Below are 22,013 nucleotides of genomic sequence, written 5' to 3'. Positions count from 1 at the left end.
CTCAGCTATTCGGGTAGACCAGATCGAATCCGGCCTGGGCGGCGGCAACGTCCATCCCCAGATGGGCGGCTGTGCGGATGTTGATAGCCGCCCGCGTGTCGCGTAACGGCGTCACTCCGGCTGCCAGCGCCCGCGGATTGCCCAGCAGGCGCAACGCCGAGGCGGCCAGGCTGCGGCCTAGTTCGGTATTGTCGGGATACAAGGAAAACAGCGCACCACGTTTCACATGGGCGAGGTGGCTGGAGAACACGGCAATGGAGCGGTTCCAGCCGTCCTTCAGCACGAGGGACAGCACGACGTTGTCGTCCACCGTGGTGGGGTCTTGCGGGAGCCAGAGCACATCGCGGGTCGGGTCGGCCGAAGCCAGCAGCTGCGAGTACAGCCGCAGCGCGCCGGCCTGATCCAAGGCCTCCTGGGCCAGCAGTTCCAGGCCCTCGGTGCGCGCGGCTTCACGCGCCAGCCGCACCAGCCAGGAGTTGAGCCGCGGGTCGTAAACCAGATGCACGCGCCGCGCTCCCGGCATCAGCCGCTTCAACCGCGACAGCAACAGCGCCGGGTCGGGCGCCAGCGTGTGGACGGGAAAGGCACGCGACTCGGACTCCTGCACCGATACCACGCAGCCCACCAGCACGGACAGCTCGCCGGCCAGTGCCGTCGCGATGCGCATGCCACCGCGGCCCAGGCCGATCAGCACCTTGATGTCACGCTTGCGCAGGTCCTCGGCAATGTCGGCCGGCGCCGCGCTGTTGCTCACCGCCAGGCTGGTGACGCTGCTGCGCAGCCGCTCCTCGATGCCGCTGATGATGGCGGCGAAGATCTGCTTGAAGGGCTCGCCGAGGTCGGGATAGACGACCGCCACGCCTCGGCCGGGGTCGGCTGCCATCGCCTCGCCGCCGGCCCACGCGGCCACGCCACCCAAAGCCTGTCGCAGCAGCGCACGGCGAGTGGCTTCGGAAGAGCGACCGTGGGTGATCAAGTGGGAGGTAGAGCGTTGCAACGCCAGGCGCGAAGTCGCGCATTATGCAGACCGCCCTTGCCAGGCAGCCTCACGGACGAGGTCCTGCGGGAGGAGTTCACGAACCCGGCGTACACCTCTTTGCAAGCCTCGCACGACCTTGCTATGCCAGCACAATACGCGCCCATCACTCTCCACCTCGGGGACGCAGCACATGAGACCTTTCTTCGGCTTGGCGATTCTGGGAGGCACCTGGCTGGCAGCGATGCAGCCCGCGGCTCTCGCGCAACCCCCGAGTGAAGAAGAAGAGCTGGCCCAGGTCTACGGCGACAAGACCACCGTCTCCATCGCCACGGGCGCGCCGCAGGCCCTGCGCCGCGCGCCGGCCGTGGCCACGGTGATCACGGCCCAGGACATCGCGGCCATGGGCGCGACGGGCATCGACGAGGTGCTGGAGAGCGTGCCCGGCATCCACGTGAGCCGCAGCAACAACACCTTCGCGCCGCTGTACCTGATCCGCGGCATCCACAGCGAATTCAATGCCCAGACGCTGATGCTGCTCAACGGTGTGCCGCTGACCACCCTGTTCGTGGGCAACCGCGGGCTGGGCTGGGGCGACATGCCGGTGGAGAACATCGCCCGCATCGAGATCATCCGCGGCCCCGGCTCGGCGCTGTACGGTGCCGATGCGTTTTCGGGTGTCATCAACGTCATCACCAAGACGGCTGCCGACGTGGCCGGCACCGACCTCGGCATGAGAGTGGGGTCGTTCCGCAGCCGCGACGGCTGGCTGCAGTTCGGCGGCAAGCTGGGTGGCTACGACGTGGCCACCTACCTGCGCGTTGGCAGCACCGACGGCCAGCACGAGGCCGTCAGCGCCGACCAGCAGACTTTCCTGGATGGCCTGTTCGGCACCAAGGCCAGCCTGGCGCCGGGGCACATGAACGTGGGCTTCAAGGCCCTCGATGCCAACGCGGAGATGAGCCGCGACAAGCTGCGCCTGCGCGGCAGCTACAAACTTCGCGACGACCTGCAGACGGGCGCCGGCGTTGCCGGTGCGCTGGACCCGGTCGGGCGCTACCGGATCGAGCGAGTCACTTCGGACCTTTCGTGGTCGGACATCGACCTCGGCGGCGATTGGCGAGGCACCGCGACGGCCAGCTATCTGCACTACAAGCAGACCTTCAACGTGCCGCTGCAACTGTTCCCGCCGGGCGCCTTCGGCGGCTCGTTCCCCAAGGGCATGCTGGGCGCGCCCAACACCTGGGAGCGGCAGATCCGGCTCGCGGCGGTGGCGTCCTACGGCGGCTTCAAGGGCCACAACCTGCGCATCGGTGTCGGGCACGACGACCTCGACATGTACCGCACGCAGGAGTTCAAGAACTTCACCATCATCCCCAGCGGCCCCGCCATCGGCCTGCCTGTGCCGCTGCCCACCGGTCAGCTCCAGGAATTCCCGGCCTCGCAGTCATTCGCAGAGCCGCACCGGCGCACGGTCAGCTATGGGTACGTACAGGACGAATGGAGCGTGGCCAAGGATTGGACGCTGACGGCCGGCCTGCGCCACGACCGCTATTCCGACTTCGGCACCACCACCAATCCGCGCGCGGCGCTGGTGTGGGACGCCAACCTCGACCTCACGGTCAAGCTGCTGTACGGGCGCGCCTTCCGCGCGCCGGCCTTCACGGAGCAGTACAGCATCAACAACCCCGTCATCCGGGGCAACGCCGCGCTGAAGCCTGAAACGATCAGCACCTGGGAAGCCGCATTTTCCTGGCAGGCCCGCGCGGACACCCAGCTCAACCTGAGCCTGTTCCGCTACGACATGAAGGACATCATCCGCACGACCGACAGCGGCGGCGGCGGGGCCCAGTTCAACAACATCGGTGCACAGCACGGCACCGGGCTGGAACTGGATGCGCAATGGGAAGTGACGCGCAAGCTGCGCCTGAGCGGCAATCTCGCGTTGCAGCGTTCCATCGAGGACATGACGGGCACCGACGCGGGCTATGCACCGCGCCAGCATCTGAACGCCCGGGCCGACTGGAGCATCGTGAACGGCTGGCTGCTGAGTGGCCAGGTCAACCACGTGGCCGAACGCAAGCGCTCCGCGGGCGACGCACGTGCGCCCATCCCCGACTACACCACCGCAGACATCACCCTGCGCACCGGCAAGAGCAAAGGCAACTGGGACTTTGCGGTCTCGGTGCGCAACCTGTTCAACGCCGACGCGCGGGAGCCCAGCATGGCCCCTGGGCTGGGCCTGCCCCAGGACATCCCGCTGGCGCGACGCTCACTCTACGTTCAGGCTGCCTACCACCTCTGAAGTCTCGAAGCGCACCGGCAGGCTGCTGAAGCCGAACAGCACGAACGACGACAGCGGCTCGGCCGCCCTGCCCTCGTCCAGGCGCAGGTTCGCGAAGCGGCGTAGCAGCGTAGCGATGGCCACGCGCGCCTCCAGCCGACCCAGGCCCGCACCCAGGCAGTAGTGGATGCCATGGCCGAAGCTCAGGTGGCGGTTGGCGGTGCGGGTGATGTCGAAGCTGTCCGCATGCGGGAAAGCCGACTCGTCATGGTTGCCCGAGGCGTTGAAGGTCATCACCTGCTGGCCGGCCTTGATGAGCTGGCCGCCCAGCACCACGTCGCACTTGGCGATGCGCGCGAAGAACAGGAAGGGCGTGTTGAAGCGCAGCGCTTCCTCGATGGCCGACGGCAGCAGCTCGGGGTCGGCACTCAGCTGGGCCAGCGCCTTCGGGTGGGACAGCAGCAGCTGCAGCGTGTTGCCGATGAGGTTGGCCGTGGTCTCGAAGCCGGCGATGAGCAGCAGCCGGCATGTGCTGGCAACCTCCTGCAGCGTGAGCTTCTCGCCCTCCACCTCGGCCGCCAGCAGCGCGCTGACGAGGTCCTGGCGCGGCGTGTCGCGGCGCGCGGCGATCAGGTCGGCGAGGTAGGCATCCAGCGCGTCGACGGCCTGCGTCAGTTCCGGCGCGGGCACCTGGCCCATCAGCTCCATCTCGGCCGCACGGATGGCAGGCACTGACCATTGCTTGAACTTGTCGCGGTCGGCCACCGGCAGGCCCAGCAACTCGGCGATCACCGTGACGGGCAACGTGAAGGCCAGGTCGCCGATGAGGTCCATGCGGCCGGTGCTTTCCACGCGGTCCAGCAGCTCGTCGGTGATGGCCTGCACGCTGGGTTCCAGGTCGGCGACGACCTTGGCCGTGAAGGCACGCGCCACCAGGCGGCGGAACTGGGTGTGCCGCGGCGGGTCCATGAAGACCATCATCTTGCCGTCCGACAGGTCGGACGAGAAGGTCTTGGCGTCACCCAGCACGGTCTGGATGTCGTGGTAGCCGTAGACCTCCCAGACGCCCAGGGCGTCATTGAAATGCACGGGCGTCGTGGCGCGCATGTGCGCGTAGTGCGGATAGGGGTTCATCGTCGGGCTCAGGGTTGTGTGGGGGCGGCGGGCCAGCGGCGCAGGGCCGGGCCTTCGTAGGCGATGTGGGCGCAGGACATCGGGAAGGTCGTCCCCGGCGCTCGCTCGGCGGCCTCGATGAAGCAGGGCGACATGCCGGCCAGGAACACCGGCACCTGGAAGTGGTGCATCTCGGTCGGCGAGAAGCCGAGGTCGGCGCACAGCGCGGACATCAGGGCGGCGTAGTTCATGCGCAGCTTGGGGTTGCGCGCCACCAGCAGCGTCTCGACTTCGAGGGCGACACGCAGATGCGGCCCGCCGTCCAGCTGCAGCTCGCGCGCGATGCCCAGCACCCAGGGCAGCCGCTCGTCGATGCTGGCGATGGGGCGGCCATAGCCGTAGATGCGGCCCTTGGCGAGTTCCGCCTCGACGAAGCCGCTCAGCGACCCGTCGTGCCGCGCCGCGCGGATCAGGAAGTCGATGCTGCTGACATAGGGGTGGCCGCCGTAGATGGTGGCCTCGGACATGGCCAGCGCTGCGGCAATGCCCAGCCCCGGCGTGCTGCGCGCCGAGCCTGCCAGCGCCGCGGTGCGGTTGTTCCAGATGCGCGCGTCCGGGTAGCTGGTGCAGACCCACAGGGCGTGCAGCAGCTGGACCTGAGCCTCGGTATGGCGACGCCCGGTGATGCCCAGGACGAAGAGTTCCATCCAGTCCAGATGGCGCAGGTCGGCATGCAGGTCATGGCCACGGAAGACGGCGCGGGTGCCGACGAAGGCCTGGCCCACGCGGGTGGCCATGCGGTCGGCGCCGTTCACGAGCGCTGCGGGTCCGTTCATGCCTCACCTCGCGGATCGTCCTGCAGGTCCAGCGCGAAGAACGGAAAGCCTTTGTGGCCCTGCTCGCGCTGCTCCAGCGCATGCGCGGCCGCACCGGGCAGGCGCAGCAGCAGGTGCAGCATCTCGCCCTGGTCGGGCGTGAAGCCCAGGTCGACGAAGGCGGCCGCCGCAACGCCGGTCATGGCCAGGCCGTGGCCGGTGGCCATCTCCAGTTGCACGAGGCTCTGCTGCAGCCACGGCAGGCAGGCGCAGTTGCTGAGCGGGGCCAGCACCTCGAGCGCGCGCAGCACGATGCCGCAGGCCTTGGCCGCATGGGGATCGAAACCGGGCGGATGCTCGGCCTGAGGCCAGATGCCGGCTCGCTCGGCAGCAGGAGCGGCCAGTGCCTGCTCCCAGGCCGACGGGCTGTGGCCGCATGCACTGAACAGCTGCATCGCGGCCCAGACTTCGCGGGCACCGCCGGACTTGCCGGCACCCACGGACAGCGCGGCGATCAAGGCGGCGGCCGACGTCGAGCCGCCGACACCGGCGCACATCGCCGCATGCACCGCCGCATCGCGCGGCCCGGGGTTGGACAGGGCCAGGGCCACCGCATCCAGCAGCCGGGCCTGCCCGGCCGACGGCGCTTCGCCGCGCAGCAGCAGGAAGAGCATGTCCACCCAGCGGGCCTGTCCCAGCATGTCGCCATAGACGTCATAGCCATGGCAGAGGGCGCTGCGGGTCGCAAAGCTGTTGTCGGGTTCCGGCTCCTCATGCCAGATGCGGGTGCGGACGCGCTCCCGTGGCGCCGCCACCGTCATCGCGCCGTCCCCAGCGTCTTCATGCGCAGGTTCATCGGCGGCACCTCTTCGCCATCGATGCGGATGTCCAGCAGCGTCGGCCCCTGGCGCGACAGCAACGCGTCGAAGTCCAGCGCGTCCAGGTCCTGGGGCGAGCGGATCACATGGCCGGGGATGCCCATGGCGGCGGCCATCATGGCGAAGTCGACCTTGGGCAGCTGGAAGCCGATGGGCTCGGCGCCCGCCAGGCGCTGGCCATGCTTGACCATGCCCAGCGCGCCGTCGTTCAGCACGACGTAGAGCACCGGCAGGCCCAGCTCGGCGGCGACGGTGATCTCCTGGCCGTTCATCAAGTAGCTGCCGTCGCCCGTCAGGCAGACGACGGGGCAGCGGCGATTCGCCATGGCGATGCCGACGGCCGAGCCGATGGCCCAGCCCATGGGCGCGAAGTCCATCGTCACGCGCAGCCAGCTGGAGCTGCGGGTGCGCCTCTCCTTGCCAGAAGGCAGATAGGCACCGCCGGGCATGCGGGCGCGTTGGTCGTGCGGCGCCAGATAGTGCACCGCCCAGGCGGCGCTGTTGCCGGCGTCGGCCACGAAGCGCGTCTGCGGCGGGCAGCGCTCGCTCAAGGTCGCCAGCAGGCGCTGTGGCTTCACCGGCGCGCTGTCGCTGTGGATGGCCTCGGGGTTGTCGACCATGGCCTCGTAGGCCTGGCGCGCCATCTGCGGGTGCAGGAAGGGCAGCAGGGTCGCATCCTGCGGCGAGTTGAGCAGCGCGATCAGCTGCTCGCACACCGACTTGATGTGGCCGCGCACATGCAGCCGCGCCATCTGCGAGCGCATCAGGTTCTCGTCGCTGTCGTCCACGTGGACGAGGCGGCTGTTCAGCAGCGCAGCAGACCAGCCGCCGCTGTTGAACTCGCCAAAGCCCGTGCCCAGCGCGATGACCAGATCGGGTTCGCTGGACAGCAGCTCGGCTGCACTGGCATGGCCGCCGAAGCCGAACACGCCGCGGAAGCGCGGGTGGCGTGGGTTGATGAAGCCCTTGCCGTCGGGCGTGGTGATGAAGCTGCCGTCGGTGCGCTGCACCAGCTGCATCAGCTCGTTGGCGGCATCGCCGCAACCATCGCCGATCAGCCAGACCGGCTGGCGGGCCGAGAACAGCAGGCGCGCGAGCTGGCACACGGCGGGCAGATCCACCATCGCCGGTGCACGGCGCAGCAGGCCGGCGAAGTCCGGCGTCTCCATGCCCTCGGGCAGGGGCTCGCGCAGGATGTCCACCGGGATGGACAAGTGGCTGGGGCCGCTGGGTGCGCGCTGCGCCTGCATCAGCGCATTGAAGAGCTTGGTGGGCAGCTGCTCGGCATGCGAGACGAGCGAGTTGTACCGCGTGCAGGGGCGGAACATCGCCATCGTGTTGATGCCCGTGCAGCTCGACTCCTGCAGCGCGCCTTTGCCGAAGTTCTTGATCGGCGGCTGGCCAGTGATGACCAGCATGGGCACGTTATTGTCATAGGCGCAAGCCACGCCGGTGATCAGGTTGGTGGCACCCGGCCCGGAGGTGGCGATGCAGACGCCGATGCGCCCGGTCTCGCGGGCATAGCCGTCGGCCATGTAGGCCGCGCCCTGCTCGTTGCGGGCCACGACGGCTTGCGGGCCGCCGCGGCGGGCGCTGCGCGCCAGGGCGTTGTACAGCGGCTCGATGGCGCCACCCGGCACGCCGAAGACGTATTCGACGCCCAGCGCGGCCAGCGCGTCGACGAGCAGATCGGCCGCATCGCGCACGGCGGGTTCGCGCGCCGATTCCGGCGCCTCGGCATAGAACGGGGCGAGAGCAGTGTTTGATTCCACGGTGCAGCAGTCGTAGGACACCGCACCGGACGGCGGCATGGCGCTGCTAGAGCGCCTTGCACCTGCTTGTCGGCACGACATCGGGAGGGTGGGCCACGGTGGACCCTGAATGGCCGCTGGGTGGACACCCGAACGACCTCGCTCCTCCCTTGCGTGCGCTTGGGGCGCCGGCGCTGACTACACCTGGCCCTGCGACATCTGTTGGCTGCACATGAATACGTTTCCGCAACCGCGCAATGGCCGCAACTGTATCCAGTTGCAACAATCGCGCATCCCCGCGAATGCGGGCAACCGCTTTGAGGGAGGGTTAGGGCTTCACCCTCACGCCCGTAAGTTGGGCGACAGCTGCAAGTGTTGTCTGCGCTGCGTTGAGGCCGAGCAGGAAGTCCTTGTCCGAGTAGGTCGTGTACAGGTCGGTGGGCTGGTGCCAGTGCGGGTTCCAGCCCGCGCCGATCTGCATGCCGCGCTCGTTCTCGCGCACGGAGATCGCCGGCACCACGTCCATGAAAGGCGTCGAGTCGGTGTTGGTCATGCGGTTGCCCACCGCAGCGGGGTAGTCGGTCGCGTATTTCTCGTTGGCGGCGCGCAGGGCCCAGGCCAGCTTGGCTGCGCCGTCCGCCTGCTTGGCGTTGACCTGGAACTCGATGTTCACGTCGGCCTCGGCACGCTGCTCCTTGGGCGCTGTGTAGACAGGCTGGCCACGCGCGTCGAGCACCGGTTTGCCGGCGGCATCGAGCTTCGGGACCGGCATGCCGTGGTCGAACATCAGCATGTCGTGCTGGATCATGCCCAGCCACTTCGGCTCCGGATACAGGCCCGAGCCCTTGGGCGACTCGACGCCCTGCAGCGCCTGGCGCTGGGCCACGTAGGCATAGGCGCCGTTCAGGCCGGTCTCCTCGTTGTTCCAGAGGATGAAGCGGATGGAGCGCTCCGTGGCCACGCCGGGCAGGCTGAAGATGCGCGCCAGCTCCATCACCAAGGCCGTACCGGAGCCATCGTCGTTGGCCGCTTCGCCGAAGCCGATGCCGTCCATGTGGGCAGAGACGATGTACATCTCGTCCGGGCGGGTGGTGCCAACCTTGGTGCAGTAGACGCTCTCGCGCGGCGAGGTACCGAGCGGGGTCTGCTCGGTGTTCAGCGCCCGCAGCTTTTCGTCCGGCTGCGCCATCGGGTCGGTGTTCACGCCGATGGGCGCACGCTTGCCGAACAAGGTGCCGCCGCCCTGCGCCGCCGGGCCGCCCGCGCGCAGGGGTTGCAGTTGCACGGGGCCGCGCTTGGCCGGCTCGGTGAACTCGTAGCGCAGGCGTTCGGTGTTCTTGCAGCCATAGCTCTGGAGCTGGGCCTCGATCCAGTCCAGCGCCGCCCGGTTGCGCGCCGTGCCCTGGCGGCGGTCGCCGAACTGGGTCAGCCCCTTGATGGTGGCTTTGTACTTCTCGAGATCGAGATGGCCCACCAGCGTTGCGACGGGGTCGGCGGCATCCTGCGCGAAGGCAGTGCCTGCGACGCCGGCCAACACCAGGGCGGCGATTGAAGTCTTGAGGGCCATGTGACGCTGTGGAAGTGATTGCGGTCACATCCTAGCGAGGGCCGCACCCGGGCGTGCATCGCAGCGCGCCGCGAAGAATGTCACGGCGCCCTCGCCGCACAGCCGCTGCCCGGGTGGCGGCGCAACACATGCCGTGTGCGCCGTTCCTATCATCGGCTCGGCATGCCTTACCGAATCACCTGGGAACCCGATGGCGTCTACAGACGCTATTTCGGCGACGTCAGCATCGCCGAACGTCGCGCGTCCCTGGCGGCCATCAGTTCCGATCACCGTTTCGATGCCCTGCGCTACGCGATCAGCGACTACCTGGACGTGGCCGCCTATGAGGCGACGCCGGAGTCCACCGCGGAGATCGCGGCCATGCACGTCGGGCCGCTCTTCACCAATCCGCAGTTATTGATCATCGCCGTGGCAGACCGGCCCGACATCCTCGCGTCGATCCACGAGTTCATGCGCTACGGCTTCATCAAGGCGCCGTACCGGATCTTCAGCACGCTGCCCGAAGCCAGGGCCTGGCTCGCCGGGCAGCTGGCCTGAAGGCTCAGTTCAAGCCCGCCTTGTCCAGCCCGAACATCTTGTCCAGCGAGCCCGGCACGTTGCGGAAGGCCACGTTCATGCGGTTCCAGCCATTGATGGCGGCCACGCGCCAGGTCAGCTCGGACAGTTCCTCGTCGGGGAACTGCTCGCGCACCTCGGCGTAGGCCGCGTCGGAGACGCCCTCCGCCGGCATGTGCGTCAACAGTTCCGTCCAGGCCAGCGCGGCGCGCTCCTTGGGCGTGAACAGCGGCGACTCGCGCCAGATGGCCACATGGTGCAGGCGCAGCTCGCGCTCGCCGTGCATCTTGGCCTGCTTGACGTGCATGTCCAGGCAGAAGGCACAGCCGTTGAGCTGGGAGGCGCGGATGTCCACCAGCACGGCCAGCGTCTTGTCCATGCGGAAGGCCATGCCGAAGTCCATGTACTTCTTGGACAGGTCGGCGGACTGGCGGAAGTAGTCGAGGCGGGGGGCGTGCGTGCTCATGGCGATGTCCTTGGCTTGTGGCGGGCCGGCGGATTCGCTGGCCTCAGAGTCAAGACGGATCAGCCTCGGCGTTTGTGACACGCCCCGCGATGGCGGCCAGCTTGTCGGGGTTGCGCTGGATGTAGACCGCACCCACCTGGCCCGGCTCGGCGGCCGGCGCCAGCGCGATGGTCTGCACCAGGCGGCCACCAGCCTGGTCGTCAACGATCAACAGCCCCGGCAGGCCGTTGACCGTGGCCGGCACCAGCCGCCAGCCGTGACTGGTGGGCATCTGCGCAAAGCCGATGAAGGTGCGCGCGATGACGGCGCCGCCATGCAGCGGCTTCGGCACGGCGCTGACCTTGCCGCCGCCATCGGCCATCAGCACGGCGTCATCGGCCAGCAGCTGGGCAAGCGCGGACACATCCTGGCTGCGCACCGCCTGCATGAAGGCGGCCACCAAGCGATCAGCCTCCTCCTTGGCCACCTCGCGGCGCGCGTAGTCGGCCTTGACGTTCTTGCGAGCGCGGCTGATGAGCTGGCGGCAGGCGGCCTCGCTGCGGTCCAGGTGGCGGCCGATCTCGTCGTAGCCCATGTCGAACACGTCGTGCAGCAGGAAGGCTGCACGCTCCAGCGGCGACAGGCGCTCCAGGGCCAGCATGAAGGCGATGGACACGTCCTGCGCAAACTCGGCCTGCTTCTCGGGGCCGGGCGCCCAGCCGAACAGCGCTTCGTCCTCCAGCATGGGCTCGGGCAGCCACACGCCGACGTACTGCTCGCGCTGCACGGCGGCCGAGCGCAGCTTGTCCAGGCAGAGGTTGGTCACCAGCCGCGACAGGAAGGCGCCGTGCAGTTCGATGGTGGCCTCGTCCACCTCGGCCCAGCGCAGCCAGGCCTCCTGCACGATGTCCTCGGCCTCGGCGCGCGAGCCGAGCATGCGATAGGCCAGCGCGCGCAGGCGGCGCGCATGGTCACGGTCGTAGCGCAGGGCCCGAGCGGTGGGCGAGAGGTCGTCGGTCATGGCGGGAGTTTCGTGTTTCAACTCCCTCCTGACGAAGCAGACCCCACGTTTGTGACATCAGCGCGCGGTCGCCACCGCAGCGAGCAGCATCCAGGCCGAGTGCGGCAGCCACTGCTCCACCCAGCGCCATTGCTCGCCGTCGGGCCCAGGGCCGAAGGCAATGCCCTCGCCCGTGTCACTGCCCACAGCACCGGTGATGCCGTTGGACACGCCGCCGGCAAACATGTCGCCGGCGCTGGAGGCCACCGTCGGCGGGTTGCGCTTGCCAAAACCGTAGAGCATGGAGATGCCGTAGGGGTTGCGGCCCAGCGTCCAGTCGAGCTGGCTCTGCGCGAAGCCGGCCCAATCGGCCGGGAGGGGGCCACCCACCTTGCGGCCGGCGATGACCATGGCCGTGCTCAGCGAGGCCAGGCGAGCGCTCTCGCCCTGCCACCAGTAGCCGGTCTCGTTCCTGTGCGGGATGAAGAACCCTTCCTTCACCTCGCCCTCGGCCTTGCCGTCCTTGCCGGCAAGCTGGAACGCCTGGCGCGCATAGCCATAAGGGTTGGAGACGCGCTGCGTGATGTTGACCTCTTGCCAGAGCGCCGAAGTGATCGCCGCCCTCGCCCGCCCGCGCCGGGTCTCGTCGGTCTCGATGTCGAGGTAGTAGCCCAGGCTCAGCACCGGCAAGCCGGCCTCGACCGCGTGGTAGTAAGGCCGCGCCGCGCCATCGCTGATGAAGCCGCCATCGGTCGTCTGGCGCTTCATCAGACTGTCGGCCCGCACCCGTGCCGCGTCGAGAAAGCGCGGCTCGCGCGTGGCGTTGAACAGCTCGACGGCGGCCATCAGTGCCGTGTAGTCGTCGATGATGTTCTCGACGCCGTTGGCCGTGTACCGCGCGTTGAACTGCTGCAGGTGCTCGAAAGCTCGCACCGCGTCAGCCAGGTAGGTCGCGCCGCTGAACTCGCCGTGCCGGCCGGACTGCTTGGCCAGCAGCGCCGCCCGCGCCAGCGCCGCGATGGCCATGCCGCCGCCCGCGCGGTAGGCCGAGCGGTAGAGCTGGGTGTACTTGCCGTCCTCGCCCTCGTAGCCGACCACCATGCGCTCGGCCTTCTCGTCGCCCCATTTGTCGAACACCGTCGTGTAGAAGTAGCCCTCGGCGTCGAGGATGCGGTGCAGATAGTCCGCGCCCCAGAAGGCCTCGTTCTCGGCGCGCTTGAGCAGGCCCGCCTTGCGGTAAAGGTCGGCTGACGTGTGCGCCGTGTAGGCCAGCGCCCAGGCCGCCATCGACGTCTGCTGCGGGTTGAAGAAGTTGGCATAGCCGAGGTGGGACAAATACTTGCCCGTGTCGCCGCCGGCGTCCTTCCAGCCGCCATGCACATCGACGAAGCGATCCGTCTCGAAGATGCGGATGCGGCTGTCGCCCTTGCCGGTATGGCGGCTGCGGTGGAAGTAGTCCAGCGTCTTGTCGGCGATGGTCGCGAACAGGGCCTGCTCCTTCACACGCACGGGCGCCGACAGCACCCGTGCGCCACCCAGCGTCGCCTCGACGCGGTAGACACCCGGCGCCTGCAGCGCCGAGAAGTCCACCTCGAAGTAGCGCTTGCCGGCGCCCCACGCGGCGAATTCCGGCAGCGGCTTCAGCTCGCCCTGGGCGACGACCTTGCTGCCGACCAGCACCCGGTAGCGCCCGGCTTGCGCCGAGCCTGTGGATTCGACGACGGCCCTTTTGGGGCCGACGCGTTCCAGCGCCACCTGGTTGAGCTGCACCAGCAGCGGATCGGCCGGCAACTTGACCGAGACCGTCGTCACCGGCGCAGCCGCCTCGGCGGCCACGGACAGCGGCACGGCGGCCACCAGGGCCGCTGCAATCAGGATTCGCTTCATTGCCACGCCATGTTCTTGGACCACTTGATGCCCGACGCCGGGCACTTGCCGCTGTTGTCGGGGTAGCTGCTGTTGATGACCGAGTTGACCGTGCTGACGCTGTTCATGGCCGGGTTCTTCTTGTAGATGTCCAGCGCCATGCTGGCGCGCCAGCAGTTGCCCGCATCGTCGCCGAGGCTGCTGGACTTGAGCCAGCGGATGTATTGGTCGGTCAGATAGGTGGCGAAGCAGGTCTCGGTGCTGAGGCTGCCGCAGTTGCCGGCGTTCTTGACCGAGGTGAAGGCCGAGACGCTGGCGATGGAGCCGGTGTTGACCTGCACCTGGAAGGCCAGGCCGACGAGGTTGTACTTGTCGAAGGCCGTGAAGCCGATGCCCTTGAGCGCGCTGAGCACCGGCAGCAGCTTGTCGTTGTTGATGTGCGCGTAATGGCTCATCACGTATTTGTCCTGCTGGGTGTCGAAGGCGGACTGCAGGGCCTTGCAGATCTTGGTCAGCGCCGCCCGCTTGGTCGAGTTGGAGCGGCTGAGGTTGGGATAGGGATCGAGCGTCGAGTCGTCGGCCTTGAAGTTGCTGGCCGACACGCCGGTGACCTGCACGCCCCAGTTCTTCATGTCGGTGTTGGTCGCGCCCGTCTTGCCCAGCACATAGGGTGCGAAGGCATTCTTGAAGTAGTCAGGGAAGTCGCCCACCGTCGTCACGCCGACCGGGCCGAAGGTGTTGCCGCGGTAGTCCGAGATGCCGACGCTGGCCTCGTAGTCCACCTCGCAATAGCGCCAGGGCCCGACGTCCTGGTAATTGGTCGTGCCGTTCTCCGGGTAGGCGTCCATGCTGAGCACGGCCTGCCACTGGGCGACCGTCAGCTTGCGGTTCTTGTCGAAGACATTGCCATAGACGCGCGAGTCCCCCACCGGGATGACGCCGCTGGCCGCCGCCGGCTGCACGGCCGTCACCAGCGCCTGCCCGCTGGCGGTCTCGGTCTGCGTGTAAAGCCAGCCGTCCTGCACATAGGCCGAGCTCTTGGCCGCATTGCCGGTCGCACCGGCCAGCGAAGACAGCCCCAGCAGCGCCAGGGCCGCGCAGGAACCAATCCGAAGTGATTGCATGTTTGCCTCAACAGAAGTCGTGTGGCGAGTGCCACGGGTTGTTGATGCCCACGAGCGGCGCGAGGGGCGCGCCGCCGGCGAGGAGCGCAACGTCACTGCTGGATGCGCCGGGCCGAACCTCGTCCCTCCAACGGGACCATCGGCGGCGAATGTAGGGCCGCAAAGCCGGCATCGTCAATATTTAAATCCAGTGGTTGTATAAATTTATTACAGCCACACGATGACGATTGGATTGACTGCTCAGTCAGAATGGCGGCCACCCTCAAGCCAAGCCCCAGGGCGCACGAAACGCTGCGCATGGATCGGCCGCTTGGCCCCGAGACCGCCAACTATCATCGGCGCCACGAAAGGCGCCGCCAGCACGCATGAGAACCACCGGCCGAGGAGCCACCCAGCAGTCCAGCGCCCCCTACAACCGCCGCGTTGTGCTGGACTTCATCCGCCAGCAAGGCGCCGCCTCGCGCAAGGACATCGCCGACATGGTGTCCCTGAGCCCGCAGACAGTGGCCAACATCACCAACGACCTGGAGGCCATCGGCCTCATCGTGTCGCGGCGGCAGAAGGTCGACAAATCCCGCGGCCAGCCGCCCATCGCCTTCGAGCTGAACCCGCAAGCGGGCAACTCCATCGGCATCAGCCTGGAGCCGGGCCGCGCGTCGGCCGCTTTGGTGAACCTGGTCGGCGAGGTGCGCAGCCGCTGCGAGGTGGAGATGGACAGCAGCGACCGCCGCCAGATGCTGGCCGCCATGCTGCAACTCGTCGCCCAGCTGCGGCGCGACTCCACCGAGCGCCTGTGGGGCATCGGCATCGCCCTCCCCGGCCCGCTCGGCCACACCGACATCAGCTTCATCGGCCCGACCGCATTGGAGGGCTGGAACGACCTCTCCGTGCTGGATGAGCTGCGTGAAGTGACCGGCCTGCCTCTTTTCTACCGCGTGGACAGCGTTGCCGGCGCCCTCGGCGAGACGCTGTTCGGCGTGGCCCGCCACCTGGACGACTTCTTCTATCTGCATCTCGGCCTGGGCCTGGGCGGCGCCCTGGTCATCGGCCGCTCGGCCTACCCCGGCGCCGACGGCAACGCGACCGAGATTGGCCACGTGCCCATCGTGCCCGGCGGCACGGCCTGCTACTGCGGCAACCGCGGCTGCCTGGAGCGCTACCTGTCCATGCACTCGCTGGCCGAGGCCCTGGGCGTGTCCGACCACGACGTGTGGACCGTCGACCTCGCGCAGCGCCTTCAGCAGCCCGGCGACGCGGCCCTGCACGGCTGGTGCCGCCAGGCGGCGGACCGGCTGCGCGACGCCGTCTGCATGATCGAGAACATGCTGGACCCGCGCTCCATCGTCATCGGCGGCTCCGCGCCCAAAGTGCTGGTGGAACACCTCGTGGCGCTGGCCCAGCCCTGGCACCGCTCGGTGCGCGGCGGCATGGCCAGCGCCGAGACACGCCTGGTGCTGTCGGACCGCCAGGACGACAGCTCCATCCTCGGCGCGGCCGTGCTGCCCTTCTACGAAATGCTGTCGCCGCGCCTGGAAGTGCTGCAGCAGGAACGCCGCCCGGACGTCGACGCGGCCGAGCTGATGGGCCACCGCGCACCGCCTTCCAGACGGACTCAATAAATATTTCAATCCACTGGATTTATTTATTGACAAGCCATTTGACGCGCTCCTATAGTTGGTGCCCATGGACACGGCACGCACTCATTTCGACCCCCACCTCAGCATCGTCGGAGACGTAGGCGTCGACCTCGTTCTTGGCACCCTGGACGCCTGGCCGCGCATCGGCACCGAGCTGCTGATGCCCCGCAGCGAGCTGCGCGCCGGCGGCTCTGGCGCCAACGCCGCGCTGGCAGCCCGCCACATCGGCCTGAACACCCAGCTCATCTCCGCCGTCGGCAACGACCACTTCGGCCAGTGGCTGACCGAGCAGTTCACCGGCATCCGCAGCAACCTGGAGCTGTGCGACCGCGAGACCACCATCTCCGTTGGCCTCATGCACGCCTGCGGTGATCGCAACTTCTTCACCACACACGGCCATCTGCAGCAGCTGTCGGTGCAACACGTGCTCAAGCACCTGCGCCCGACCGAAGCACCGGCCATTGCCCTCTTCACCGCCCCCTTCCTGCTGACCGAGCTGCGCGGCCGCTATGCCGACCTGCTCGCCGAAGCTGCCACGCGCGGCTACCGCATCGCGCTGGACACCGGCTGGCCGCCCGAGGGCTGGACGCCCACCGTGCGCGACGAGGTGCTGACCTGGCTGCCGCACTGCGACCATCTGCTCATCAACGAGCTGGAGGCCCGCAGCATTGCCGGCACTGAGGATCTGGACGCGGCGCTGGTGCTGATCGGCCGGGAGCTGAAGCCCGGTGCCAGCCTCGTCGTCAAGGTCGGTGCGCGTGGCGCGATGGGCTTTGAAGGTGGCCGCCGCAGCGAGCACGATGCCGAGCCGGCCGATATCTTCGACACCATCGGCGCCGGCGACGCCTTCAACGCGGGTTATCTCGCCGCCCGTCTGCGCGGCGCCCACCTCGCCGAGGGCCTGGCCGCCGGCTGCCGCACGGCGCGCGCCATCCTGTCGCGCTTCCCACGCAAGACCATCCGCGCCGGCGAATTCGCCGATTGCGTCGCCGCCTGAGCCGCACCATGAAGCACCGCGCGCTGATCGTCGGCTACATCCTGCTGATCTGGTTCGTGATCTCCTTCGTCACCAACCTGATCGGCCCGCTGATGCCGATCATCATCCAGGACTTCAAGCTGAGCCTGGGGCTGGCAGGTTTCCTGCCCTTCTCCTTCTTCCTGGCCTACGGGTTGGTGTCCGTTCCAGGCGGAATGCTGGTCGAAGCGCGGGGGCCGCGGTTCACCATCCTGGTCGCCTTCGCGCTCAACCTGGCGGGGTCGCTGGCCATCGCGCTGTGGCCCAGCTACGGCACGGCCATCGCCGGCTTGTTCGTCATTGGCCTGGGCATGGCGCTGCTGCAGGTCGTCATCAACCCGCTGATGCGCACGGCCGGTGGGGAGGCGCACTTCGCCTTCTTCTCGGTGATGGGCCAGCTTGTCTTCGGTCTGGCGTCCTTCCTGAGTCCGTGGGCCTTCCAACTGCTGATGGAGCGCCCCGGTGCGGCCGGCAGCCCGCTGGTGTGGGTGGCCTTCTACTGGATCTTCACGGTGGGCTTCGTCGCCCTCATCGTCGCCAACCAGACCCTGCCCCTGCCCCAGGTCGAGCTCAAGGACGACGAGCGTGCCGGCGGCTGGGCGGCCTACAGAGAGCTGTTGGCGCGCCGCGATGTGCGGCTCTTCTTCCTGGGCATCATGGCCTACGTCGGCACCGAGCAGACGCTGGCCAACTGGATGTCGCAGTTCCTGGCCACGTACCACGGCATCTCGGCTACGGCCGAGGGCGCTGACGCCGTCGCGCGCTTCTGGGGCCTGATGTCGCTGGGCTGCCTGCTGGGCCTCGCGCTGCTCAAGCTGCTGGACTCCCGCGTCGTGCTCGCCGGCTTCACGGTGCTGGCGATTGGCAGCGTCGCTCTCGCCCTCTTCGGCCCGGCTGCCGCGTCGCAACTGGCCTTCCCGGCCTCGGGCTTCTTCCTGTCGGTGATGTTCTCGGTGGTGTTCTCGCTGGGCCTCAATTCCGTGCCCCGCCACCACGGCGCCTTCTCGGGCGTGCTGTGTACCGGCATCCTCGGCGGCGCCGTCTTACCCCTCATCGTCGGCGTGCTCGGCGATGCCATCGGGCTGCGCGCCGCGATGTCCACCGTCTTCCTGACCCTGGCCTACATCCTGAGCGTCAGCGCCTGGGCGAGGCCACTCGTGCGCAACGAGACCGTCTCGCTGGCGCAGTTGTTGGCCAACACCAAACCCAAGCCCAGACCCGGGGGCTGACTTCCCGACTCAAACACGCCGTGGCTTTCGGGCCAGGACGGCGGCCGCCCATACACAGACACAAGGAGCCTAGAGCGATGAGACCGAACCGAGCTGGATACGCCAAGACCGTTACCGCAGCCGCCGTGAGCCTGCTGGCCGGCACCGCCTTTGCGCAAGAGACGACGGCGGACAAGGACGCCGCACGGAACGAGCTGCCCACCGTCACGGTCAGCGCAACGCGCGTCAACTCCAACCTGCTGAAGACGCCCGTGGCCGTCACCGCCATCACGCAGGAGGCGTTGAGCCGCGAAGGCATCCACGACGTGCGCGGCCTGTCGGGCACCATCCCCAACTTCCAGATCTCCTCGGGCGCCGACTCCGGCATCCAGATCAACATCCGCGGCGTCGGCTCCACCAACTTCACGGAGATCGGCGACCCGGCCGTGGGCCTGCACGTGGGCGGCCTGTACTCGCCCCGCCCGCAGGGCGCGCTCGCGCTGATGTTCGACCTGGAACAGGTGGAAGTGCTGCGCGGCCCGCAGGGCACGCTGTTCGGCCGCAACTCCACCGGCGGCAGCGTCAACATCATCCCGGCCAAGCCCGACTTCGGCTCCACCTACGGCAATGTCGAGACCGACTTCGGCAACTACCGCAAGCGCCAGGTCAACCTGGTGCAGAACCTGCGCGTGAACGACAAGTTCGCACTGCGCGCCACTGTCAGCAAGGTCCAGCGCGACGGCTGGATCAACCAGCAGCAGGACTTCACCGACGTCAACATCCCCGCGCACGGCTTCGTCGCCGACGGCATCCCCGATGTCGACCAGCGCCGCAACACGCTGGTTGGCAAAAGCAAGTACTACTACAACCGCGACGAGTGGGCGGCGCGCATCGCCGGGCGCCTGAAGCTCACGGACAACGTCGAGTGGCTGCTGGCCTACGAGAAATTCCAGAACAACAGCGCCGGCGACGTCGCGATGAAGGACTGCGACATGGCGGCCGGCACCGCCTTTGCGTGCACCGGCGGCAAATGGGACGTCAAGATCAACGTGCCCGGCAAGACGGACATGTCCATCGGCACGCTGCGCTCCAACCTGGTGTGGAACCTCAGCCCGCAGACCAGCGTCGAATACGGCGCGGCGTTCGCCAACCAGAAGCGCACCCAGCAGTCCGACGACGATGGCGGCTACCACCCCATCGCCAGCCAGGTGACGGCCAGCCTGCCCGTCGGCCCCGACGGCGACTGGGGCACCTGGCCGATCAGCGACATGACCTCGTTCACGCTCGGCTCCACCTACAAGTCCAGCGTGCACGAGCTGCAGTTCAAGCACCACACCGACACGCTGCAGCTCGTCACCGGCCTGTTCTGGATGCACGAGAAGAACGCCATCGACTACGCGCAGGAGCAGCTCGTCACGGCGCCGTACGGCTTCCCGACCAGCCAGTTCTATCACCAGCCCGACCGCCAGATCGACGCCAAGGCCGTCTTCGCCCAGGCCGACTGGAAGTTCGCACCGACCTGGACAGCCACCCTCGGCGCGCGTTACAGCGTCGACAAGAAGAGCGACAAGAACGGCCAGGTCTTCGGCGGCTGGGACGGCTCCACGCCGGCCTACTACAACGGCCTCTATCAGCCCGGCACGCCGGGCGACCCCGGCTTTCGCGCCCACAACGGCCGCGACCTGACCGAGAAGATGGGCCCCTTCGCCGGCACCGCCGCCTACGCTGAATGGGGTGCGCCCGCGGGCAACGACAACTCGGAGACCTGGAAGAAGGTCACCTATCGCCTGGGCCTGGCCAAGCAGCTCACGCCGCTGGACATGTTCTACACGTCCCTCTCCACCGGCTACAAGGCCGGCGGCTTCGGCGACAAGGACGACCGCTGCGGCGGCCACGACTGCGTGGACGGCCCGGCCGGCCCGCAGTACACCTTCTTCTCGTACAAGCCCGAGACCGTCACCAACTTCGAGATCGGCTACAAGGGCCTGCTGCTGAACAAACGCCTGAGCCTGTCGGCCACGCTCTTCTTCAGCCGCTACAAGGACATGCAGGTCACGGGCGACAACTTCGCCTCCCGCATCAAGCGCACCGACCCCTGCCCCGAAGACAACCCGACCTGCGACATCGTCACCAAGTGGCAGACCGTCAACGTCGGCACCGTCAGCATCCCCGGCCTGGAGCTGGAGGTCGACTACAAGCCCTGGCCCGGCGCACGCCTGGGCGCGTTCTTCAGCTACATCAACAGCAAGATGAAGAACTACCCGTCGTACAGCGACAGCTGGAACTGCGGCGTGCGCGAGGAGGTGGGCGCACCGCACTGCCCCGACCCTTACACCGGCCCCATCCGCGAGTTCGCCGGCCGCCAGATCCTGGACATCACCGGCAACCACCTGCCGCTGTCGCCCAAGTACAGCTTCGGCATCAACTTCTCGCAGAACTTCGTCTTCGGCGAGGGTTGGGAGCTGACACCCTGGGTCAACCTGAAGTGGCAGGACAAGATGTACTTCACGCTGCTCAACCTGGACAACCCGCACATCTCGGATGGCCAGAAGGCCTTCACCAAGATCGACGCCAGCCTCAAGCTGCAGGCGCCCAAGTACTGGCGCGCTGAGCTGTACGTGCTGAACGCGACGAACAAGATGACCAAGAACGCGGTGCAGGACGGCGGCGGCTTTGTGCGCGGCTACTGGAACGACCCACGCACCTACGGCATCCGCGTCGGCATCGACTACTGAAGGTAGCGGTTGGGCACGTTGCCCAGCCGCGGCGCCGGCCGCTGCTGGGCCGCCAACAGCTCGGTGATGTTGGCGTAGACGTCGGCCTCGGTCCTGTGCATCTGCGGCAGCAGGCCGAGCTGGGCATAGGACAGCGGCGTGAAGGTGCAACGCATCTGCGTGCGGTGGCGCAGCAGGGCCGGGTCGGCCGCCACGGCGGTGGCCAGGGCATCGGCGTCGTTGAGCAGCACGGGCGCGAGCCTGGCGTCATCAAGCCGGCCGCCGCGGTCCAGCAGCAGGGCCAGGCAGGCGGGGAAGCGGTCCGAGCGGAAATACATCTCGAGCAGGTGATTGACCACCGTCACGCCATCGATGCTCGAACGCGCGTCGAAGCCAGCGTCCAGCAGGGCACGAATCTTGTCGACGTCGTGGGTCTCGACGGCGCCGAGCAGGCGCTCGTGGGTGGAGGTCATGGCTGCTCCCGCTGGAAGCCGCAATGCTAAGGACAGCGCAGAAAGACGCCCTGCACGGTGCAACTGCCACGCGGCCCCACCAGGTTGGGGCCGACGCGGGTCATCGTCGTGCCGTCGCTGGTCAGGCAGGTGGCGGCATTGCAATTCGTCACCATGACGGGGGGCTCAAAGCGGGGCATGGGCACGGTCACCGGCGGCGTTGCAGGCAGAGGCAGGCGCGGCGCGGCCACGCTGGGTCGAACGGGCGCTTCGGGCAGCACCCAGGTGTGCTGGGACGGCGGTGGCGAGGTGGTGAGCCCGCCGAGGCAGGCATCCGCCACTCGCTTGCGCAAAGGCTGCAGCCGTGCGACCACCGAGCGCTGCCGCTGCTGGTCGGCCGGGCTGGCCGATGAGGCGGCAGTGGCAGCCGCGATGGCGTCCTCCGCCTCGTCCAGGGCCACCAGCGCCGTGCGGCAGGCCGGCGACCTGGGCAGCTCCTCTGCGCACAGCAGGCCCGACACCCCCTGCGCGAACAGGAAGACGAGCAGGCCGGCAGAACGTGCAGTGATGGGTGCAGTCATGGCCCATGAATCTTGCGCCGTTTTCCAAGCGG

The 22,013-nt window shown here is 68.1% G+C and carries 18 protein-coding genes; 6 read left to right on the top strand and 12 right to left on the bottom strand.

The features are described from left to right. Position 1: 1 nt before the first annotated feature. On the bottom strand, positions 2 to 997 hold the full coding sequence (locus tag AC07V5_RS21745; protein ID WP_495117792.1) for a hypothetical protein: 996 nt from the start codon (positions 995 to 997) through the stop codon (positions 2 to 4). A gap of 172 nt (positions 998 to 1,169) precedes the next feature. Here AC07V5_RS21745 and AC07V5_RS21740 point away from each other — a divergent pair, with 172 nt between their 5' ends. Then, positions 1,170 to 3,281: a TonB-dependent receptor plug domain-containing protein gene (locus tag AC07V5_RS21740; RefSeq protein WP_495117791.1), complete on the top strand. Its 2,112-nt coding sequence runs from the start codon at positions 1,170 to 1,172 to the stop codon at positions 3,279 to 3,281. Here the strand turns inward: AC07V5_RS21740 and AC07V5_RS21735 are convergent. The 5 genes from AC07V5_RS21735 to AC07V5_RS21715 form a co-directional block, all read right to left on the bottom strand. Further along, the gene (locus AC07V5_RS21735; RefSeq protein WP_495117790.1) at positions 3,249 to 4,394 is read right to left on the bottom strand and encodes a cytochrome P450; all 1,146 of its coding nucleotides are present in this window, start codon (positions 4,392 to 4,394) and stop codon (positions 3,249 to 3,251) included. The genes AC07V5_RS21740 and AC07V5_RS21735 overlap by 33 nt on opposite strands. An 8-nt stretch (positions 4,395 to 4,402) precedes the next feature. Continuing rightward, positions 4,403 to 5,209: a citrate/2-methylcitrate synthase gene (locus tag AC07V5_RS21730; protein WP_495117789.1), complete on the bottom strand. Its 807-nt coding sequence runs from the start codon at positions 5,207 to 5,209 to the stop codon at positions 4,403 to 4,405. Then, positions 5,206 to 6,009, bottom strand: coding sequence for a citrate synthase family protein (locus tag AC07V5_RS21725; RefSeq protein WP_495117788.1), 804 nt, complete (start codon positions 6,007 to 6,009; stop codon positions 5,206 to 5,208). Before AC07V5_RS21725 ends, AC07V5_RS21730 begins: the two co-directional genes overlap by 4 nt. Further along, positions 6,006 to 7,838 carry a thiamine pyrophosphate-binding protein gene (locus tag AC07V5_RS21720; protein ID WP_495117787.1) on the bottom strand — a complete coding sequence of 611 codons (1,833 nt, stop codon included), beginning with the start codon at positions 7,836 to 7,838 and terminating at the stop codon, positions 6,006 to 6,008. Before AC07V5_RS21720 ends, AC07V5_RS21725 begins: the two co-directional genes overlap by 4 nt. Before the next feature lie 307 nt (positions 7,839 to 8,145). Next, positions 8,146 to 9,384, bottom strand: coding sequence for a M28 family peptidase (locus tag AC07V5_RS21715; protein ID WP_495117786.1), 1,239 nt, complete (start codon positions 9,382 to 9,384; stop codon positions 8,146 to 8,148). A gap of 162 nt (positions 9,385 to 9,546) precedes the next feature. Between AC07V5_RS21715 and AC07V5_RS21710 the strand changes: the two genes are divergently transcribed. Next, on the top strand, positions 9,547 to 9,921 hold the full coding sequence (locus tag AC07V5_RS21710) for a hypothetical protein (RefSeq protein WP_495117785.1): 375 nt from the start codon (positions 9,547 to 9,549) through the stop codon (positions 9,919 to 9,921). Positions 9,922 to 9,925: 4 nt separating this feature from the next. On the opposite strand, the gene AC07V5_RS21705 is transcribed toward AC07V5_RS21710, so the two are convergent. Genes AC07V5_RS21705 through AC07V5_RS21690 form a run of 4 tightly spaced genes read right to left on the bottom strand, consistent with a single transcriptional unit; the run spans position 9,926 to position 14,374 of the window. Further along, on the bottom strand, positions 9,926 to 10,405 hold the full coding sequence (locus tag AC07V5_RS21705; protein ID WP_495117784.1) for a carboxymuconolactone decarboxylase family protein: 480 nt from the start codon (positions 10,403 to 10,405) through the stop codon (positions 9,926 to 9,928). Between the two features lie 49 nt (positions 10,406 to 10,454). Further along, complete coding sequence (gene sigJ, locus AC07V5_RS21700) at positions 10,455 to 11,405, bottom strand: RNA polymerase sigma factor SigJ (RefSeq protein WP_495117783.1); 951 nt, start codon at positions 11,403 to 11,405, stop codon at positions 10,455 to 10,457. A gap of 57 nt (positions 11,406 to 11,462) precedes the next feature. After that, entirely contained in the window at positions 11,463 to 13,271 is a 1,809-nt protein-coding gene (locus tag AC07V5_RS21695) for a glycoside hydrolase family 9 protein (RefSeq protein ID WP_495117782.1), read from the bottom strand. After that, complete coding sequence (locus AC07V5_RS21690; protein WP_495117781.1) at positions 13,268 to 14,374, bottom strand: hypothetical protein; 1,107 nt, start codon at positions 14,372 to 14,374, stop codon at positions 13,268 to 13,270. The genes AC07V5_RS21695 and AC07V5_RS21690 overlap by 4 nt, the downstream gene beginning before the upstream one ends. 365 nt (positions 14,375 to 14,739) lie before the next feature. On the opposite strand from AC07V5_RS21690, the gene AC07V5_RS21685 reads away from it, so the two are divergent. From AC07V5_RS21685 to AC07V5_RS21670, 4 genes are all read left to right on the top strand, one after another. Continuing rightward, complete coding sequence (locus AC07V5_RS21685) at positions 14,740 to 15,993, top strand: ROK family transcriptional regulator (RefSeq protein WP_495117780.1); 1,254 nt, start codon at positions 14,740 to 14,742, stop codon at positions 15,991 to 15,993. A 64-nt stretch (positions 15,994 to 16,057) separates the two neighbouring features. Beyond that, a complete protein-coding gene (locus AC07V5_RS21680; RefSeq protein WP_495117779.1) occupies positions 16,058 to 17,008 on the top strand; it encodes a carbohydrate kinase family protein in 951 nt (316 codons plus the stop codon). An 8-nt stretch (positions 17,009 to 17,016) separates the two neighbouring features. After that, positions 17,017 to 18,255, top strand: coding sequence for an MFS transporter (locus tag AC07V5_RS21675; RefSeq protein ID WP_495117778.1), 1,239 nt, complete (start codon positions 17,017 to 17,019; stop codon positions 18,253 to 18,255). A gap of 77 nt (positions 18,256 to 18,332) precedes the next feature. After that, complete coding sequence (locus AC07V5_RS21670; RefSeq protein ID WP_495117777.1) at positions 18,333 to 20,969, top strand: TonB-dependent receptor; 2,637 nt, start codon at positions 18,333 to 18,335, stop codon at positions 20,967 to 20,969. On the opposite strand, the gene AC07V5_RS21665 is transcribed toward AC07V5_RS21670, so the two are convergent. Both AC07V5_RS21665 and AC07V5_RS21660 read right to left on the bottom strand, forming a co-directional pair. After that, positions 20,963 to 21,421, bottom strand: coding sequence for a hypothetical protein (locus AC07V5_RS21665; protein ID WP_495117776.1), 459 nt, complete (start codon positions 21,419 to 21,421; stop codon positions 20,963 to 20,965). The two genes, AC07V5_RS21670 and AC07V5_RS21665, sit on opposite strands and share 7 nt — an antisense overlap. Positions 21,422 to 21,447: 26 nt before the next feature. Continuing rightward, entirely contained in the window at positions 21,448 to 21,981 is a 534-nt protein-coding gene (locus tag AC07V5_RS21660; RefSeq protein WP_495117775.1) for a hypothetical protein, read from the bottom strand. Positions 21,982 to 22,013: the final 32 nt, after the last annotated feature.

The sequence above is a fragment of the Roseateles sp. GW821-FHT02E12 genome (assembly GCF_059421665.1).
Note: the sequence above shows the minus strand (reverse complement) of the source record. Positions and strands in the feature narration are given on the sequence as shown.

Excerpts from the sequence above, each read along its gene's own strand:
- AC07V5_RS21710 (WP_495117785.1), top strand. The coding sequence starts at position 9,547 with ATGCCTTACCGAATCACCTGGGAACCCGATGGCGTCTACAGACGCTAT.
- AC07V5_RS21715 (WP_495117786.1), bottom strand. The coding sequence starts at position 9,384 with ATGGCCCTCAAGACTTCAATCGCCGCCCTGGTGTTGGCCGGCGTCGCA.
- sigJ (WP_495117783.1), bottom strand. The coding sequence starts at position 11,405 with ATGACCGACGACCTCTCGCCCACCGCTCGGGCCCTGCGCTACGACCGT.
- AC07V5_RS21690 (WP_495117781.1), bottom strand. The coding sequence starts at position 14,374 with ATGCAATCACTTCGGATTGGTTCCTGCGCGGCCCTGGCGCTGCTGGGG.
- AC07V5_RS21670 (WP_495117777.1), top strand. The coding sequence starts at position 18,333 with ATGAGACCGAACCGAGCTGGATACGCCAAGACCGTTACCGCAGCCGCC.
- AC07V5_RS21740 (WP_495117791.1), top strand. The coding sequence starts at position 1,170 with ATGAGACCTTTCTTCGGCTTGGCGATTCTGGGAGGCACCTGGCTGGCA.
- AC07V5_RS21735 (WP_495117790.1), bottom strand. The coding sequence starts at position 4,394 with ATGAACCCCTATCCGCACTACGCGCACATGCGCGCCACGACGCCCGTG.
- AC07V5_RS21725 (WP_495117788.1), bottom strand. The coding sequence starts at position 6,009 with ATGACGGTGGCGGCGCCACGGGAGCGCGTCCGCACCCGCATCTGGCAT.
- AC07V5_RS21695 (WP_495117782.1), bottom strand. The coding sequence starts at position 13,271 with ATGAAGCGAATCCTGATTGCAGCGGCCCTGGTGGCCGCCGTGCCGCTG.
- AC07V5_RS21685 (WP_495117780.1), top strand. The coding sequence starts at position 14,740 with ATGAGAACCACCGGCCGAGGAGCCACCCAGCAGTCCAGCGCCCCCTAC.
- AC07V5_RS21665 (WP_495117776.1), bottom strand. The coding sequence starts at position 21,421 with ATGACCTCCACCCACGAGCGCCTGCTCGGCGCCGTCGAGACCCACGAC.
- AC07V5_RS21705 (WP_495117784.1), bottom strand. The coding sequence starts at position 10,405 with ATGAGCACGCACGCCCCCCGCCTCGACTACTTCCGCCAGTCCGCCGAC.
- AC07V5_RS21675 (WP_495117778.1), top strand. The coding sequence starts at position 17,017 with ATGAAGCACCGCGCGCTGATCGTCGGCTACATCCTGCTGATCTGGTTC.
- AC07V5_RS21660 (WP_495117775.1), bottom strand. The coding sequence starts at position 21,981 with ATGACTGCACCCATCACTGCACGTTCTGCCGGCCTGCTCGTCTTCCTG.
- AC07V5_RS21680 (WP_495117779.1), top strand. The coding sequence starts at position 16,058 with ATGGACACGGCACGCACTCATTTCGACCCCCACCTCAGCATCGTCGGA.
- AC07V5_RS21730 (WP_495117789.1), bottom strand. The coding sequence starts at position 5,209 with ATGAACGGACCCGCAGCGCTCGTGAACGGCGCCGACCGCATGGCCACC.